Here is a 17662-nt window from a genome sequence, read left to right on the forward strand (position 1 = left end):
ATGACCATTCCCGCCACACAACCCAATACTGGCCAGCCGCTCATCGCACAGCTCGGCGAAGTCTGCGAGCTTCCTCCCGCAGCGCCAGCGCTGGCGCCCATAGATTCTCAGCCCCGCAGGCAGCCTCAAGTCACCGGCGCGAAGGTAGGTCACCGGTTCGCACAGGGTCCCTGGCTGTTCAGGGACTTGGACTTCGCTCTGCAGGCCGGCGAAACGGTTGGCTTGTGCGGGCCATCGGGCTCGGGCAAATCCACGCTTCTGTCGCTCATCGCCGGGTTCGAGACCCCAGCCGCCGGCAACATCAATCGCCAGCACGTCTCCCGCATACGCTGGGTGTTCCAGAATCCCCACGGCATAGCACGACGCACTGCAATCGATCACGTCGTCCAACCTCTGCTCGGTCAGGGATTCAATCGCGTCCAAGCCGAGGACCAGGCCCTGGCTATCATGAGCGTATTCCATCTTGCGTCCGTGGCCGCGCGCGAATTCCGTGAACTCTCCGGCGGCGAGGCGCAGCGTCTCATGCTCGCACGAGCCATCGCCAGCAAACCCGACCTGCTGCTCGTCGACGAGCCCACCGCCCAGCTCGACCAGCGCACAGCCAGCGACGTGGATCACACCCTCGCCGGTCTCGCCCAAGAGGACGCCATCGTGGTCATCGCCACCCACGATCCAAACACACGCGCCGCCTGCACCCGCATCATCGACCTCGCCTGGCGAGACAGCCCGACAGTCGACGGCACGCAGCCAGAGAGGACAAGCATCTGATGAAGTTTCCCAGCATCGTTTCAGAATCATGGCGCGACATCGTCTCCGGAACCACGCGCGCCATCACCTGCGCCGTCATTCTGTTCGCTGTAGCACTGACCGCTTGCCTCTTCGACCTGACCTCGATCCTGGCCATGCAGGAACAATCCCGGCAATGGCTCGCCAGCGGCGCGGCCATCCACATCATCGCAGGAGACAAGCAGATCGACCCCGCCGACTGCAACACGCTCACCCAAGCCACAGGAAGCAGCGAACGCACGACAGCGCACCCCATCACCGCCACCGGAGCGCTGCGCCAGACGGGCAGCATCACCCTGAGCGCCATGTCATCTTCGCCGCTGGACGCATGGAACGCCACCCCGGGAATGGCCGACGTGCTCGGTATCAGCATGACCCGGCAAGCCGCCACGGGTGTATGGATCTCAAGCCAGCTCGCCCAGACCTTGCACGCTCGTGAAGGCGACGACCTTGCCACCGCGCATGGCAGCATGCACATCGCCGGCGTCTTCGCATGGCCTGACGACAGCCGCGACCAGCGCATCGCCTACGCCATCCTCATTCCCACCGCCAGCAGCGGGCCATACGACGAATGCTGGGCCACCATCACCCCCGACAACCCCGATGCCGCCAGTCTGCTCAACGCCACCGCCGTTGCGACCCCCGGCTCTGCGCCCGCCACCCAGACCAAGCAAGCCAACGCGGCACTCGGTTCCAACCTCGACCTGGCAGCCAGCTACCGGCAGCGCGCCACCCGTACCATGCTCTGTGCCACGCCAATCACAGCAATGCTCATCGCCATCGTCTCCCTGCGCGCACGTCGTATCGAAATCGCCGACAATCTGCACATGGGCCTGCCCCGACAAGACATTTGGAAAACACAAGCCATCGAAACCCTCGCTTGGAGCCTACCCGCATTATTGGGCGCAGCCGCAGCAATCTACCTGTTCACCGCCATAGTCAGCGGACGCAGCAACGCCCTGACACTGACCGCTACGCAACTGCCGCTCCTGTCCGCAGCCCTCGCCACCGCCCAGATCGGCACGCTCATGGCAATGGCATCCATACAAACCAAACAATTATTCGCATTCTTTAAAAACCGGCAATAACCCAAGCAGTGAGCAGAATTTTATTGACCAGCAATCAGAACATACTCAGGCAAAACCACCACACCGCCGCGCCGTGCTTCGCAGCAGCTCATGCATCATGACCATGATCACCAGTATGAGCAGCAGGAAGATCGGATACAGCGAAATCGAGGTGTGGTCGGCGATCAGGCCGAACAGCGGCGGCATGGCAAGCGCACCGACGTAGGCGCTGGCCATCTGGACGCCGACGATGGCCTGGGATTTGTCCGCGCCGAAATACGCAGGCGTCGAGTGGATGATGCACGGGTAGATCGGCGCGCAGCCCAGCCCGACCAGAATCAGCCCGACCAGCGCCATGATTTGCCCCGGGAAGGGCACCATGAGCAGCACGATGCCACACAGCATAATCGTCTGGCCAATGCGAATCATCGTCGGATCGTTGAATCGCATCGTCATGAAACCGCTCAGCGCACGTCCGATAGTGATGCCGACGTAGAACAGACTCGCCCAGCTTGCTGCGGTTTTCGCGTCCAGCCCGTGGTGCAGCACCATGTAGCTGCTCGCCCATAGGCCGGCGGTGGATTCGACCGCGCAATAGCAGAAGAAGGTCACGAATACGGATTTGGCACCGGGGATGGCAATGATCTGTCTAAAGCCGAGCGGTTTGACGGCCTTGCCAGCGTTGGCAGCGTTGGCAGATTCGACAGATTCGGCTAACGCATGGGACTTGTTCGCACTTTCGGGAGCGTCGCCCTTCCCTGCGACCGCCGACTCCCGCCCTTTCCACAAGGGCAGCGAAAGCGTCAGCACCACCGTGAGCACGACCTGCAGGATGGCGATATAGCGATAGCCCCACGACCAGCCTTGGCCTCGGTTCAACGCGAATCCCATGATGTAGGGGCCGAGCGAGGCGCCGACGCCCCACATGCAGTGCAGCCAGCTCATATGCCTGCTCGCATAGTGGATGGCCACGTAGTTGTTCAGCGCGGCATCCACGCCGCCCGCTCCCAGACCGTAGGGAATCGCCACTAGCAGCAGCGTCCAGTAGTTCGGTGCGAGGGAGAACCCCAGCAGCGCCACGGCGGTGGTGGCCACTGAAGTCAGCATGACCTTGCCGACGCCGAAGCGCAGCGTCATGCGGTCGGAGAGCAGCGCGGAGATAATCGTACCCGCCGAAATCACCATCGAGATGCCGCCCGCCCATGACAGCGGAGCGCCAAGATCATGGCTCATCGTGGGCCAGGCCGACCCCAGCAGCGAATCAGGCAGCCCCAGGCTGATGAAGGCGATGTAGATCACGGCAAGCAGCAGATTGGCCACATGAGCTCCTTTGCGGGTAGAATCTGGCGGACTCAGCGACTGGTCAGGCCGCTGCGTTGCGAGCACGCCAGAGAGAGTGCGTTCCGCTGCCCTCACCCATGATGTACGAACGTTCCTATAACTCCGCTATTCAATCACGAACCGGTTCACGACACGCGATAACCCAGCATTTCAACGGCGCGGCTTTCCCGCCATCGCACATAGGCATATAGCTCGTAACGCAACCGCCAGCTTCCTCATTGCACCTCGTGCTAGCCACGTACCCTTCTGCAAACGTTACAACTCCCGCATTACCACGAGCACAGTGCGGGAGTTGTTTCATTTCAGCGCCGTCAAACATCACAACTCCCGCACAAGGGTCAGGTTAGTGCGGGAGTTGTGACGCGCAACGCATATGACTCGCGCCTGAACTTCTGGCGCATACTTGCCCACCTACGCCAGATGCGACACGCGTATCCCCTCATAACGCAACACACCGCGCCGATGCGATGTTTCGTAACATAATTCGCGATGATTGATTGCGGCAACAACGATGGAAGGTGCCCATTATGGCAGACCAAACAATGTCCTACCAGCCAACATCCACAACCGAAACGCTAGGCGCCCACAAGGCCGCCCAGGCAATCGTACAATCGTCCACGCAACCGACCGTACAGACTCAGCTGGTCTCAGCCAGCACAGCTGATGCGCCGCAGACCCAGCGCCTCACGCGCCGCGAGCACGACTGCATAGGCGAGCTCGACGTACCAACCGACGCCTATTGGGGCATCCACACGCTGCGCGCCACGCGCAACTTCACCGTCTCGGGGCGCCCGGACGCGGGCCACCCGCAGCTGGTCAAGGCCTATGCCACCGTCAAGCGCGCCTGCGCCCAGGCCAATGCGCAGCTCGGGCTGCTCGACGAGGGCAAGGCGCGGCTCATCGTCGCGGCCTGTCTGGAGATCGAGGGCGGCGCCCTGGCCGGCCAGTTCCCCATCGACCAGCTGCAGGGCGGGGCCGGTACCTCGCTGAACATGAACACGAACGAGGTGGTCGCTAACCGGGCTTTGGAACTCGGCGGGCACGCCAAGGGCGACTACACGTTTATCCACCCCAACGACGACGTCAACAAGTCTCAGTCGACCAACGACACCTACCCCGCCGCCGCCAAGCTCGCACTCATCAGCGAGATCAAACCCCTAGCCATCGCCTGCAAGACCCTAGCCAAGTCCTTCCACGACCTCGCCGATCGGCATATCAACGACGTGACCATCGGCCGCACTCAACTGCAGGACGCCGTGCCAATGACCTTCGGCCAGGAGTTCCACGCCTTCGCCAGCTTCCTGAAAAGCGACTGGCTCACCCTGGAATCCCTCATCCCCCAGCTGAGCGAGCTCAACCTGGGCGCCACCGCCGTAGGCACCGGCATCTGCGCCGATCTGCACTTCCGCCAGACTGCAACCGCCCGACTGGCCGAGGACACCGGGCTGCCGATAACCGCCGCGCCCGACCCTATCAGCGCCACCACCGACATGAGCATGTACATCACGCTCTCAGGCGCGCTCAAGAACCTCGCGGTCCATCTCAAGAAGGCCGCCGACGACCTGCGCCTGCTCAACTCGGGGCCGCGCGACGGCTTCAACGAGCTGGACGTGCCCGCCCGCCAGGCCGGCAGCAGCATCATGCCCGGCAAGATCAATCCGGTCATCCCCGAATGCGTCGACCAATGCTGCTTCAGGATCTTCGGCATGGACACCACCGTCACCTGGGCATCCTCCGAGGCCCAACTGCAGCTCAACGCCTTCGACCCGGTCATCGTTCACTCGCTGCTCGACGGCATGGAGCTGCTCGACAACGCGATGCATATGTTCAAAGCCAACTGCGTGGACGGCATCACCATCAACGTCGCCGCAGGCCTGCTGCACGCACAGTCCTCCCCTTCGATATCCGCATCACTGAACGCTTCCATCGGCTACGAGCGGGCCGCGCAAATCGCGCAAGAGGCTATGCGCGAGCACACAACCGTGCGGCAGATAGCCGGCGAGCGCACCCAGCTGCCCGACGCCGAACTCGACGATCTGCTCGACCCGATCGCCCTGTCACGCAGACTCGGGCAGACCTGCCGCGAACGACGCCAATAAAGCAAATAAAACCCAACCAAACAAACACAGCCGGCATGCAGGCATAGCATGAAGGTGCCGGGGGCTGCACGCCCTTCTCCGTAGAGCTTCTGTACACGCCGATGCCACTCAAGTACTCAGGTATCGATGCGCGAGCGGTCGAAGTCGTCGGCGTTCTCGATGATGAACTGCTTGCGCGGCGGCACTTCGTCGCCCATAAGCAGCTCGAAGACGTCGCTGGCGTGCGCTGCGTCCTCCATGCGGATGCGCCGCAGCATACGCGTGCGCGGGTCCATCGTGGTGTCGGCCAACTGGTCGGCATCCATCTCGCCTAAGCCCTTGTAGCGCTGCACTTCGCTGTTGAAATCGATGTGCTGGCGGGTCAGCTCGTCAAGTCTGCCGGCCAGCTCGTCGTCTGAATAGGTGTAGATGTACTCGCCTTTGCGCTTGCCGGTCAGCGCGATGCGATGCAGCGGCGGTACGGCGGCATAGACATGGCCGAATTCGATCAGCGGGCGCATATAGCGGTAGAACAGCGTCAGCAGCAGCGTGCGGATATGCGCGCCGTCCACGTCAGCATCGGTCATCATGACGATTTTGTTGTATCGGGCCTGTTCGATGTCGAAGTTCGGCCCCGAGCCCGCGCCGACGACCTGGATGATCGCCGCGCATTCCTTGTTCGCGAGAATCTGCGCGAGTGAGGCCTTCTGCACGTTCAGGATCTTGCCACGAATGGGCAGCAGCGCCTGGAAGCTCGAATTACGAGCGGCCTTGGCGGTGCCGAGCGCGGAATCGCCCTCGACGATGAACAGCTCAGCCACGTCGTCGTTGCCCGGCTGGCAGTCGGAGAGCTTGGGCGGCATGGAGGCGGATTCGAGCGCGTTCTTGCGCCGCGTGACTTCTTTGGTCTTGCGTGCCTGGATGCGCGCATGCATTTCGCTGGTGATCTTCTCAAGCACGCGGGCTGACTGCTCTTTGTAGCCGCGTTTGGAGCCGGCGATCATCTCGCCGAACTGCTTGTCGGTCATGCGCGAGACGATGCCGCGCACCGCCGCTGTGCCGAGCACATCCTTGGTCTGGCCTTGGAACTGCGGTTCCGCGATACGCACGGTGACGACGGCCACGAGCCCGGCGAGGATGTCGTCGCGCTCGACGCGGGTGCTGGCATCCTTGAGATTGACTTTGAGCTTGCGGGCGTTGTCTTCCACGGCCTTGCGAATCTGCTTGGTCAGGCTTTGCAGGAAGCCGTCGACATGCATGCCGCCGCCCGGAGTCTCCACGACGTTCACGAAGCTGCGCAGCGTCGTGTCATAGCCGTTGATCCAGCGCAGCGCGATATCGACGCCGCAATCGCGCGTGACTTTCTGCGCGTGTAGTTCGCCATTCTCGTCCACGGCCTGCGTTTCCTCGTTGTAGGTCGCGCTGCCGGTGATATGCCAGATGCCGCACACGGGTTCGCCGTGCGAAAGATAATCGACGAAGTCCTTGACCCCGCCGGTATGCAGGAATTCCTCTACGCGCCGGTGGGTATGGCCGCCTGATTGGGTGACGACCAGCGAAGCGACGGAGACCGGCGCTGCAGCCGCCGCGGGCGCCGAGTCGCCCTGTGCAGATGCGGAAGGCGCAAAAATCTCAGACTCGAATCCGTCATCGTCATCGTCATCGTCGGTAGCCCCGTCGGCTGCCGTAGCCTCAGCATTCCCAACGTTCTCAGCGTCTGCAGCCGCCGATTCGGCATCGACTTCCAGCAGATCGTCAACGTCGGCATCGCCGGTTTCGAGAATATGCTCGTCAACGACAGTGATCTTGAGGCCCGGCACGAGGAAGCTGGTCTGGCGCACGCGGTCGATGAGCAGGTCGTAGCTGAATTCGGCGGTGTCGTTGAATATCTCGGGATCAGCCCAGTAGCGCACGCGCGTGCCGGTGGTGCGCGGGCTGACCTTGCCGATGATTTCGAGCTCGGTAGGCTTGTTCTTCCTTGTGCGCTTGAAAGGCGCATCCGGCGAAGGCTGCTGCGGATTGGCGTCTTTGTAGATGCCCGGATGCCCTTGGTGGAACGCCATATGATAGGTCTTGCCGTTGCGGTCGACTTCGACGTCCAGCCGGGAGCTGAGCGCGTTGACCACCGAGGAGCCCACGCCGTGCAGACCTCCGGCGGCGTTGTAGGAGTCGTTGCCGAATTTCGCGCCGGCGTGCAGCTTGGTGAGCACGACTTCGACGCCGGTGAGCTTGGTTTTCGGCTCCACGTCGACGGGAATGCCGCGGCCGTTGTCGGCCACTTCGATAGAGCCGTCGTCGTGCAGCGTGACGGTGATGTGGCTGCACGCGCCCGCCAGCGCCTCGTCCACCGCGTTGTCGATTATCTCCCACAGGCAGTGCATAAGCCCCTGGCTGTCGGTCGTACCGATGTACATGCCGGGGCGCTTGCGCACGGCGTCCAGGCCTTCGAGCACCGACAGGTTCTTGGCGCTGTAATCCTCAGCCACTTATTCTCCTCAATTCACCCAACGAAAAGCTCTTCTCGTCGCCAGCTGACGGCGGGAAGAGCCTGAACCACAGGGCATCACCCCAGCGCTATATATTGCTCCGACGACCGAATCACTGATCGAGGAAGTCACGCAGCGTCTGCGAACGCGAGGGGTGGCGCAGCTTCGACATGGTCTTCGATTCAATCTGACGGATGCGTTCACGAGTCACGCCGTAGACGCGCCCGATATCATCGAGCGTCTTGGGCTGGCCATCTTCAAGGCCGTAACGCATCTTGATGACGCCCGCCTCGCGGGGCGACAGGGTTTCGAGCACCTGCTTGAACTGCTCCTGCAGCAGGGAGAAGGCCACAGCGTCCGAGGGGGCAATCGCGTCGGTGTCTTCGATCAGATCGCCGAATTCGGAGTCGCCATCCTCGCCGAGCGGGGTGTGCAGCGAAATCGGCTCGCGGCCGTATTTCTGTACCTCCTGCACCTTTTCGACCGGCATGTCGAGCTCGCGGGCCAGCTCGTCCGGCGTGGGCTCACGCCCGAGATCCTGCAGCATCTGGCGCTGGACACGCGAAAGCTTGTTGATGACCTCGACCATGTGCACGGGCACGCGAATCGTGCGCGCCTGATCGGCCATGGCGCGGGTGATGGCCTGGCGAATCCACCAGGTGGCGTAGGTCGAGAACTTGAATCCCTTCTTCCAGTCGAACTTCTCGACGGCGCGGATGAGGCCCAGATTGCCTTCCTGGATCAGATCGAGGAAGAGCATGCCGCGGCCGGTGTAGCGCTTGGCTAGCGAGACCACGAGTCGCAGGTTTGCTTCAAGGAGGTGGTCCTTGGCCTTCTTGCCGTCGTTCGCCGCCCATTTGAGTTCGCGCTTGCGGCGGAATTCCATGCCCTCGCCTTCGCTGTCGAGCAGATGCTGGGCGTAGAGGCCGGCCTCGATGCGCTCGGAAAGATCGACCTCCTGTTCGGCATTGAGCAGACTCACGCGGCCGATCTGCTTGAGGTAGTCCTTGACCGGGTCGGCTGTGGCGCCGGCCGCAACCACGCGACGCTTCGGGTTGCCCGAAGGCGTCAGATTCTCGTCATCGTCGTCGTCACGCACCACGAAGACGCCCTTGGCCTTGGGAACCACCGGCTCTTCGGCGTGCTTCTTTTCCTCCTCGCCGTCGTCATGGTCATCCTCGCCGGCATCGTCGAAATCGTCGCTGTCAGCGTCATCATCCGCATCGTCGTTGTCGTCATCGCTATCAACGTCATCATCGAGCTGATCGTCGTCGACATCATCAGCATCGATGGCGTCCATATCCTCAACGTCCTCGTCGTCGATGTGATCCTTGTCCAGAACCTCGTCGTCGTCATGGGTGCTGCGGGATGCCGCCGGTGAGGCTGACTTGGCCGGGCTCTTCTTCGCCGAAGACTTGCTCGCAGCCGCCTTCTTCGCAGCGGCCGTAGAGGTGGCTTTCGACTTGCTGGAAGCGGTCTTCGCAGTGGTCTTTGCGGCGCTGGTCTTTGCAGCAGTCTTCTTCGTCGTAGCGGCGGCACTGCTCGTCTTGGAGCCATCCGTTTTGGAAGTCGGACGCTGCGGCGCTGCCTGCTTCGAGGAGGCGCTGCCGGTAGCCTGGTCAGCCTGTTCCGTGATCGCCGTCGTTTCCTTCGTGGCCAAACTTATCCTCCTGAGTGATCCTGCCAGAACGCGCATAGCACAAAGGCGCACTTCTGGCAAGGGCAAATCGTCAACTATTGGAGTTAACCACCTCGCACGGACGATTATTCCCGCGACCCGCCCATTCTTTTCACGACGGTCTGCCCCGAACTCGCCGTTCCCCGCTGTTTGCAGGACCTATCCCGTGTTCCAGCGCGGAGCAGACAATCGCTGCCAGCGTACAGCCCTGATCCAATCCCAAGGCGCGCAACGCATATTCGAGCGCTCTGGCCTCACCCATCCACCATAGGATATACCCGGCGACGGCCAGCGGCTGCACCTTGAAGCGCCCAGGAACGGCATCGGCCGTGTCACGCATCATCGCGATGCCGGCATGGCAGCGTCGCCTGTCAAGCTCGGCGTGCTCGTCTTCGAAGGCGGTGCGCAGCAGGCGATACATGCTGCGGGCATTGCGCGGATCGTGCGGATGGGAGGCGAACGCGACCATACGGTGCATATCGCACTGCCCGCGTCCCGCCACCAGCGAGACGATCAGCGCGTCCCTAATCGCAAGCGCCTCGGCCATGCCAACGGCCAGCGCCTCCAGATCCTGCATGCCTGGGCACGGCCCTTCTTCGTCCAGGCACCGCAGCCACGCCGCAAACGGCTGTTCGACCCATGCGGCATCGGCCTGCGCAATGCCGTTTTCCCCGCGCTGCTTGCGAAAGCGCTTGGCCAGAGCCTCGCAGCCCGTGTCTTCGGCGCTCTCCTTGCCTTTCGGTTCGTTCGAGGTCTTCGGTTTGCCCGCGCCAACGCGCGCATCCGCGCCAGCAAGCGTCACCGTATCGCTATCCATAATCTCCTCCTTATGCTCATGCCGTGTCTCATGCCCGCCAAACAACTCCATCGCAACGAAGCCGCTGGCAGCCGGTCGCTTGGAATCGCAGCCGGTCATTCCACTATGCTGGAGCGCGCATCCGCAGCGCAAGCCAATCCGGGTAATGTGGATAAATGGTTGTAGGCCTTGCAATGACGCCATTCTTGTTTTGTCAGCACGCTGTGGATAACTCATATACATGAGCACGGATCATGATTTGCGCACCCTTGAGTCCCGTATTGGCGAATTGACGGAAGCCTGGATTGCTCCACAATTCACCCAGTCCACCCGGTCCAGCCATTCCACCCAGTTCGACGGCTATAGCGGCCTGATGCCGGCGGTGCGTGCGCAGGCGGCCGCATCGAATGCCGGCGGCAAGCGGCTGCGCGCATTGCTGGCATTGTCGGCCTTCGACGCGGCACAAGCAATACAGCAAGGCAATCCGGAAAACCCCAAATCTGCCAATGTTTCGGCACGCATTGCGATGGTCGATCTCGCTGCGGCCGTGGAAATCTACCAGACCTCGGCGCTTATCCATGACGACATCATCGACGATTCCGATCTGCGCCGCGGCGAGCCGAGCGCGCACAAGGCATTGGAAGCGGCATCAGGCGACACGCGCATCGGCACCGGGCTCGCCATCATGCTGGGCAACACGCTTGCCACGCTGAGCGCGCATGTTGCGCAGGAGGCTTTGGGCATGCTGCACAATCAAGTGGAGGGCCTACGCGTGTTCCTCGCCATGCAGCGTAATGTCGCGTACGGGCAAGTGCTCGATCTGTCCGCCGAGGAAATTGCGCTCGATGACCCGGCCCGGCTCGCAGCCGCATCGCTGGAAGTGTTCCGTTGGAAAACCGCCAGCTATACCGCCATCGCTCCGCTTGAGTTGGGCTTTCTGGCGGCGGGGCTGACTCCTGAGCGATCGCATCGCCATGCCGTGCGCATTGGCGAGCCACTGGGAATCGCCTTCCAGCTCGCTGACGATCTGATCGACGTGCAGGGTTCGAGCCGTTCCTCCGGCAAACCAGTTGGCGGCGACATCCGCGAGGGCAAGCACACGGTGCTGCTGGCCGATGCGCTGCAGCGCGCCAATCCCGCCGACCGCGCCCGACTCGTCGCCATCTACGGAGCGCCGTGCCGCACCGACGCCGAGGTGCGGGAAACAATCGCCTTGTTCGAGCGCACCGGCGCTCTGGTACAGTCCGAACAGCGCATCGCCGAGCAGCGCAGCCTGGCCTTCGCCGCCATCGACAGCGCCGTTGACGACATCGCGGAAAGCATCATTGCTGACGTCACCGGTGCCGGCAACGTCAGCGACGCCAGCGATAACGACAGCGATAACGACAGCACATTCCCCCGTGCCAAAGCTTGCGCCGCGAGCATCCTGATCGAAGGCTGCTCGCATCTGCTGCCGCAAAGCCAACGCACGACACGCATGCGCATGTAGACTTGACTCGGGTGATTATTTTCACATCACCCATGAAGACATCCATGAAGAACAAGGGATTAAGCGCACACCGCCATGACTGAAGCCGCACACGCGCCCGAGGGGCAGCTGATCGAGGGACGCTATCGCATCGTGCGCAAAATCGCCGACGGCGGCATGGCCACGGTCTATCAGGCGCTTGACGAGCGGCTCGAACGCACCGTCGCCATCAAGGTCATGCACACGCAGCTGGCCAAGGGTCCGCATCGCGACCAGTTCGTCGAGCGCTTCCACCGCGAGGCCAAATCGGCTGCCGCCATCGCGAACGCCCATATCGTGCAGGTCTACGACACCGGCGAATACGAAGGTCTCGCCTGTCTGGTGATGGAGTACGTCCACGGCGTCAATCTGCGTCACGAAATGGACACGCAAGGCACTTTCAGCGTGCGCGAGACGCTGCGCATCATCGCCGAGACGCTTGACGGGCTTGCGGCGGCACATCGCGCCGGCGTAGTCCACCGCGATATCAAGCCGGAGAACATCCTGCTCAACGACCGAGGCCATGTGCAGATCACCGATTTCGGCCTGGCTCGGGCCGCGTCGCAGGCCACGCTGTCCTCCACCGGCATGCTGCTGGGCACCGCCGCCTATCTTGCGCCGGAGATGATCGAGCACAATCAGGCCACCGCGCAGGGCGACCTGTACTCGGTGGGCATCATGGCCTGGGAGATGCTTGCCGGCGAAGTTCCTTTCACTTCTGATAATCCTGTGACGCTCGTGTTCAAGCATGTGCACGAGGATGTGCCCGCGCTTGCCGGCCCCTGCCCCGGCATTGATGCGGCAGTCTCGCAGTTCATCGCCCATCTCACTGCACGATCGGTGCAGGCGCGGCCCGAGAACGCTCAGGAAGCGCTCGGCGAGTTGCGCGGCATCATGACGGGCTTGGGTGTGGAGGCGTGGCAGTATCGGCTGGATCCTGCGCGTGTCGGCAACGCTGCCGGTGCAGGTTCGCAATCCTTAGGAGATGGCACGGCTGTCTCCGACACTGTTCATACCCCGCTCGGTGCGGCTCCGGTGCCGGTTCCCCCTACTCCGCCTTCGCAGTCGGGAAGCAATGCGAATATGGCGGGCGCAACCAGCACGATGGCGAATGCAACGAACGCAGACTCGCCCTCCGGCAATGATCTTTCGGCGACCAGCACGCTGCCAGAGGGCACATCGCCCACATCGACGCGCGTGATGCCGGCAATCAGGCAGGCCGACAACCGCAATAACCGCAATAGCCAGTACGACGGGGCATCCACCGAGACCATCCAGCCAGCAGCTCAGGCGACCCAGGCAACGCAGACCATCGGCATGATGCCAGCGAGGCCGATGCAAGGTGCGCAGGCCCTCAACATGCAGCAGGACGATCAATCCCCCGCTGCGAACACCAATCCGAACCCCGCCACAGACCCCGCCACGCACAGCAGTAGCCGCAGAAAGCCGCTTATCATCGCGCTCGTCGTGGCGCTCGTGCTCGCGCTGTCCGGCGGCGGCGTGGGCTGGTGGTATCTGCGCGGCCCCGGCAGCTATTGGACGATGCCAAGGCCAAGCGATGTGAGCTGCTCGGACAACACACCCTGTGCAATCACTGATGCGGCTTGGCAGCCATACGAAAGCACGCTGAAAGTGGCGAACATCCCCTACCAAATCTCACAATCCTACAGTGATACCGTTGCCAAAGGCCGAGTCATCGCCACACGGCCCGAACACGTCGGAGACCATGTTAATAAGAGAGACGGCAGCCAGGTCACGGTGGTCGTCTCGCAGGGCATCAAGCAGGCGACGATTCCCGGCGATATCCTCGATCCGTCCTCGGCCAACGGCAAGGACCCGATGGCCGCGCTCAAACGCGCGGGCTTCACGAACGTCACGCATGATGTGGCAAGGGACGAATATTCGCTGAATCTGCCACAGAACGCCGCCAGTTCGATCAGCCCGAACCCGGGGACGACGATGGCCCACAACAAGGCAATCACCATCGTGCTGTCCAAAGGGCCGATGCCGGTGAGCATGCCCGATGTGGTGGGCCGCTCGAAAGACGATGCGCAGGCCGCCTTCGACGACGCCAAGCTCAAACCCCAATACTCCGAGAAATTCAGCGACACCGTGGCGTCCGGCGATGTGATTTCGGCCTCCGTCAAGGCCGGCACCCAGCTGCACTGGGGCGACAGCGTCGATGTGGTTATCTCCAAAGGCCCTGAAATGGTCACGATTCCCGATGTGCGTGGGCAGAAGACCGAGGATGCCAAGAAGACCATCGAGGCTCTGGGCCTGCGCGTCAAGGTTTCCGCGCCGCTTGGCGACATCACCCACACCGTGCGTCTGCAGGATCCCTCCCCCGGCCAGCAGGTGCGCGTGCGCGACGCCAAAGGCACGACCACAGTCGTCACGCTCACCGTGGTGTGAGTTTTCGGAGGCTGTGTGTCGCTACTTTCATGGCAACATAGCAACATAGCAAAAACAAACGTAGAATATGCTCATGCTGACAAGACAACGAGATCGAAGGCGATGACGTTGAAAGAAAGATTCCATTCCTCCCGTTCGGCACAAGGGCAGAATCTGCTATACGCCTTTTTCTTTTCCAGAGGCGTGAGTCTGCTCGCCGAATACATGGCACCTCTGGTCATCGCCTACTGCTTTCAGTTCTCGTTGGGAGGCAATGCCAAGCAGTTATCCATCGTAGTTGCCGCACGAACGATCGGCATGGCTGTAACGCTGCCGATTGCAGGGTTCGTCATAGGCAGGATTGCAGTACGCTGGATTTTCCTCATCTCCGGTTTCTGCGCAGCGGCATCGCAGATTACGGCGGCGCTCTTCATCGCCAGCGGTTCCATCACGACTTCGATGTTCGCCATCGTTCAGGCGGTCAATGGCGTGTCCGCAGCGTTTACCCTTCCCCTGTTCACATCCTTGCTTCCACTGATTGCTCCCGCCGAGAAACTACGACGCGCGAATTCCTGGATAGCCATACTACGAAGCGGCGCCATGGTCGCAGGGCCGGTAGTCGCAGGACTTGTCGTTACCGAGCGGAATCCGGCTATGGGACTTTACGTCTCAGCTGCTATGTATGCGGCAACGGCACTATGCGGAATTCCAATGAACATGACCGTCTCGAAAACCGAAAAAAGCGCGCGCGTCTCATTCGCCTCTAGCCTAGGAACGCTGATGTCGTTCACTTGGGTATGGGGCATTGTTCTTTCCTTCGCCGTGGTCAACGCCGCCTTCGCAGGATTCCAAAGCGTTGCAGGACTCAAAATCGCCTTATCCACCAGCATCGGGAAAACAGGATGGTCCACGGCGTTAAGCGCGATGGCCATTGGAATGGTGGTAGGCGGGCTGCTGCTGTCCAAAGTCTCTTTCAAGCGCCCGTTAGTCGTTGGCCTCATATGCTCGCTGCTCATGGCCTGCCCCATGATCGCGCTCATGCTGCATCCATCATCTGTGCTGCTCTTCGTCGCCTTTATCCCCTGCGGCTTCGGAACCGAAGTATTCACCATCGTCTGGCAGACAGCGCTGCAGACCTCAGTCCCCGGACGATTCCTGCCCGCAGCGTCATCATTGGACACCTTCGGATCTCTGGTAGCAGTCCCCATCGGGGTGATTATCACCGGATCCGCCTACGACGCCAGCGGCGCGAAGACCCTCATCTACCTCATCGCAATCGTAGTGCTGTTCACTCTTGCCCCGCTCCTGCTGCCATCAGTACGAACCATGCATGACAGCGAAACTAAAACGGAATCTGCGATGAGGTAATCAGAGCATTCTCATACAGCCAGGCGCATATGCTGCCTGAAACCGAACCCAATCTGGGCTAGCTCAGACCTCAATCCAAGCTAGCCCAGACCAAACCAGAATCTGGAACCCAGAACCCTAACTTAGTCCAGTCCCAGCGCCAGGTTGCCGCCGGGGATGGCGTCGAGCAGATCGCGGGTGTACTGCTGCTGGGGGTGGTTGAAGACCTCGTCGGTGGTGGCGTGCTCGACGAGCTTGCCTTGCTGCATGACGACCACTTCATCGGCGATCTGGCGCACGACGGCGAGATCGTGGGTGATGAACAGGTAGCTCAGCGAGCGCTCAGCCTGCAGGTCATTGAGCAGTTCGAGCACCTGATTCTGCACAAGCACGTCCAAGGCGGACACGGCCTCGTCGCAGACGATGACATCGGGGTTCAAGGCCATGGCGCGCGCGATGGCGATGCGCTGGCGCTGGCCGCCCGACAGCTCGTTGGGGTAGCGCTGCATCACCGAAGTCGGCATCTCGACCAATTCAAGCAGCTCGCGCACGCGCTTCACACGGCTCTTTCTGTCGCCGATGCCGTGGATGCGCAGCGGCTCCTCGATCGAGCGGAAGATGGAGTAGGTCGGGTCGAGCGAGCCGTACGGATTCTGGAAGACCGGCTGCACATGACGCCTGAAGTCAAGCAGCTCCTTGCCCTTGAATCCGGCGATGTTCTTGCCCTCATACGTGACGGTGCCCTCGGTCGGGTCGAGCAACTTCAAGACCATGTTGGCGACGGTGGACTTGCCCGAGCCGGACTCGCCCACGATGGCCAGCGTCGTGCCGCGCTTGAGCGAGAACGACACTTCATCGACGGCCTTGAACATCTCCTTGTTGCGCGGGAGCTTGAACTCCTTGGTCAGATGGTCGACGGTGATGATGTGCTCGCTGCGTTCCAGCACCTTCTCGCCCTTGACCTGATGCTCCATCAGGTCTTCGACGTCCTCTCCACGCTCATGGGCGGAGATGATGCGCTGCGAGGCCAAGGACGGCGCTGCGGAAACCAGCCGCTTGGTGTACGGATGCTGCGGGTGCTGCAAAACCTCAAGCGACGGCCCGGATTCCACGACGCGGCCCTTGTACATCACGACGATGTGCTGGGCGCGTTCCGCTGCCAAACCAAGATCGTGCGTGATGAACAGCACGGCGGTGCCCAGCTCGTCGGTCAGCATATGCAGATGGTCGAGGATCTTCTTCTGCACGGTGACGTCAAGCGCCGAGGTCGGCTCGTCCGCAATCAGCAGATCGGGGCGGCAGGCCAGGCCGATGGCGATCAGCGCGCGCTGGCGCATGCCGCCGGAGAATTCGTGCGGGAACTGCCGGGCGCGCACTGCGGCCTGCGGCAGACCGGCCTCCGAGAGCAGCCCTGCGATGCGGTCGTCCTGCGTGGAACCGGTGACGTGGCTCTTGGCGAGCGTCCAAGCCGCGTCATCGCTGACGCCGGCATGGATGAGGTCATCGGCGACGCGCCAGCGGGTCTGCGAGCCGGGAACCCAGCTCTGGCCGAAGCCCTTCACGAGCTCCTCGGCCTTCCCAGCCTCGACTCCGGCCTGAGCCAACGCCTCGGAAGCGCCCTGCAACAGCCCCGGCAGCTCGGTCGAACCGATGAAGGTCTCGTCGTCGTCGCTTTTGATTGTCACTTCATCGCCGGCCAGCGCCTTGGCAAGGTCGGAGCGCTTCTCATGCGCAACGTCCATATTGTTCGCCTTGAGCGACTCCTTGACCTGAGCGCCGATGCGCCAGACAGGGTTGAGATTGCTCATCGGGTCCTGCGGCACGAGACCCATCTTCTCGCCGCGCAGCTGCTCGAAGTCCTTCTGCGTGGCGCCGGTCAGCTCGCGGCCTTCGAACTTGATCGAGCCGCCGACCACATGCCCAGTGCCCGGCAGCAGGCCCAGCACCGCCATCGCGGAAGTGGACTTGCCCGATCCGGACTCGCCCACAATGGCCACCCATTGCCCCGGGTAGACGCTGAAGGAGGAATCGCGCACGGCGTGGACCGCATGCTTCTTGTCCGTGGTGAAATCGATTTCGAGGTTCTTCACCTCAAGCAACGGTCCCTGCGCGCGCTGCAGGGCTTCGAGTTTGCTTTCGCTACTCGTTGCATCCGTTGCATCCGTCGTATTCGTCGTATTCATTG

The 17662-nt window shown here is 62.0% G+C and carries 11 protein-coding genes; 6 read left to right on the forward strand and 5 right to left on the reverse strand.

Features of this window, described 5'->3' with window-relative positions; genetic code table 11:
* Positions 1 to 768, forward strand: a complete 768-nt coding sequence (locus DDF78_RS06385) for an ABC transporter ATP-binding protein (RefSeq protein ID WP_152580920.1) — start codon at positions 1 to 3, stop codon at positions 766 to 768.
* Positions 768 to 1874, forward strand: a complete 1107-nt coding sequence (locus tag DDF78_RS06390; protein WP_152580921.1) for a hypothetical protein — start codon at positions 768 to 770, stop codon at positions 1872 to 1874. The genes DDF78_RS06385 and DDF78_RS06390 overlap by 1 nt, the downstream gene beginning before the upstream one ends.
* Positions 1875 to 1919: 45 nt before the next feature.
* On the opposite strand, the gene DDF78_RS06395 is transcribed toward DDF78_RS06390, so the two are convergent.
* Complete coding sequence (locus DDF78_RS06395) at positions 1920 to 3173, reverse strand: MFS transporter (RefSeq protein ID WP_152580922.1); 1254 nt, start codon at positions 3171 to 3173, stop codon at positions 1920 to 1922.
* A 548-nt stretch (positions 3174 to 3721) separates the two neighbouring features.
* On the opposite strand from DDF78_RS06395, the gene DDF78_RS06400 reads away from it, so the two are divergent.
* Entirely contained in the window at positions 3722 to 5293 is a 1572-nt protein-coding gene (locus DDF78_RS06400; protein ID WP_237564580.1) for an aspartate ammonia-lyase, read from the forward strand.
* Positions 5294 to 5409: 116 nt separating this feature from the next.
* Here the strand turns inward: DDF78_RS06400 and DDF78_RS06405 are convergent, their stop codons facing one another.
* The 3 genes from DDF78_RS06405 to DDF78_RS06415 form a co-directional block, all read right to left on the reverse strand.
* Positions 5410 to 7758 (reverse strand): DNA gyrase/topoisomerase IV subunit B, encoded by a 2349-nt coding sequence (locus DDF78_RS06405; RefSeq protein WP_152580923.1) that lies wholly within the window; start codon positions 7756 to 7758, stop codon positions 5410 to 5412.
* A 112-nt stretch (positions 7759 to 7870) separates the two neighbouring features.
* The gene (locus tag DDF78_RS06410) at positions 7871 to 9454 is read right to left on the reverse strand and encodes an RNA polymerase sigma factor (RefSeq protein ID WP_152580924.1); all 1584 of its coding nucleotides are present in this window, start codon (positions 9452 to 9454) and stop codon (positions 7871 to 7873) included.
* A gap of 94 nt (positions 9455 to 9548) precedes the next feature.
* Entirely contained in the window at positions 9549 to 10352 is an 804-nt protein-coding gene (locus DDF78_RS06415) for a DUF4192 family protein (protein WP_162000736.1), read from the reverse strand.
* 121 nt (positions 10353 to 10473) lie between these two features.
* On the opposite strand from DDF78_RS06415, the gene DDF78_RS06420 reads away from it, so the two are divergent.
* The 3 genes from DDF78_RS06420 to DDF78_RS06430 all read left to right on the forward strand — a co-directional run bounded on the left by DDF78_RS06420 (position 10474) and on the right by DDF78_RS06430 (position 15498).
* Entirely contained in the window at positions 10474 to 11721 is a 1248-nt protein-coding gene (locus tag DDF78_RS06420) for a polyprenyl synthetase family protein (RefSeq protein WP_152580926.1), read from the forward strand.
* A 75-nt stretch (positions 11722 to 11796) separates the two neighbouring features.
* A complete protein-coding gene (locus DDF78_RS06425; protein ID WP_152580927.1) occupies positions 11797 to 14151 on the forward strand; it encodes a Stk1 family PASTA domain-containing Ser/Thr kinase in 2355 nt (784 codons plus the stop codon).
* Positions 14152 to 14259: 108 nt separating this feature from the next.
* The gene (locus DDF78_RS06430) at positions 14260 to 15498 is read left to right on the forward strand and encodes an MFS transporter (protein ID WP_162000737.1); all 1239 of its coding nucleotides are present in this window, start codon (positions 14260 to 14262) and stop codon (positions 15496 to 15498) included.
* A 122-nt stretch (positions 15499 to 15620) separates the two neighbouring features.
* Here DDF78_RS06430 and DDF78_RS06435 read toward each other — a convergent pair whose 3' ends face one another.
* Positions 15621 to 17660 carry a dipeptide ABC transporter ATP-binding protein gene (locus DDF78_RS06435; RefSeq protein ID WP_152580999.1) on the reverse strand — a complete coding sequence of 680 codons (2040 nt, stop codon included), beginning with the start codon at positions 17658 to 17660 and terminating at the stop codon, positions 15621 to 15623.
* Positions 17661 to 17662 lie beyond the last annotated feature (2 nt).

The sequence above is a fragment of the Bifidobacterium tibiigranuli genome (genome assembly GCF_009371885.1).
Taxonomy (GTDB): Bacteria; Actinomycetota; Actinomycetes; order Actinomycetales; family Bifidobacteriaceae; genus Bifidobacterium; species Bifidobacterium tibiigranuli.

Coding starts and splice junctions, on each gene's coding strand:
- DDF78_RS06385 (WP_152580920.1), top strand. CDS start 1: ATGACCATTCCCGCCACACAACCCAATACTGGCCAGCCGCTCATCGCA.
- DDF78_RS06390 (WP_152580921.1), top strand. CDS start 768: ATGAAGTTTCCCAGCATCGTTTCAGAATCATGGCGCGACATCGTCTCC.
- DDF78_RS06400 (WP_237564580.1), top strand. CDS start 3,722: ATGGCAGACCAAACAATGTCCTACCAGCCAACATCCACAACCGAAACG.
- DDF78_RS06410 (WP_152580924.1), bottom strand. CDS start 9,454: ATGCGCGTTCTGGCAGGATCACTCAGGAGGATAAGTTTGGCCACGAAG.
- DDF78_RS06415 (WP_162000736.1), bottom strand. CDS start 10,352: ATGACCGGCTGCGATTCCAAGCGACCGGCTGCCAGCGGCTTCGTTGCG.
- DDF78_RS06420 (WP_152580926.1), top strand. CDS start 10,474: ATGAGCACGGATCATGATTTGCGCACCCTTGAGTCCCGTATTGGCGAA.
- DDF78_RS06425 (WP_152580927.1), top strand. CDS start 11,797: ATGACTGAAGCCGCACACGCGCCCGAGGGGCAGCTGATCGAGGGACGC.
- DDF78_RS06435 (WP_152580999.1), bottom strand. CDS start 17,660: ATGAATACGACGAATACGACGGATGCAACGGATGCAACGAGTAGCGAA.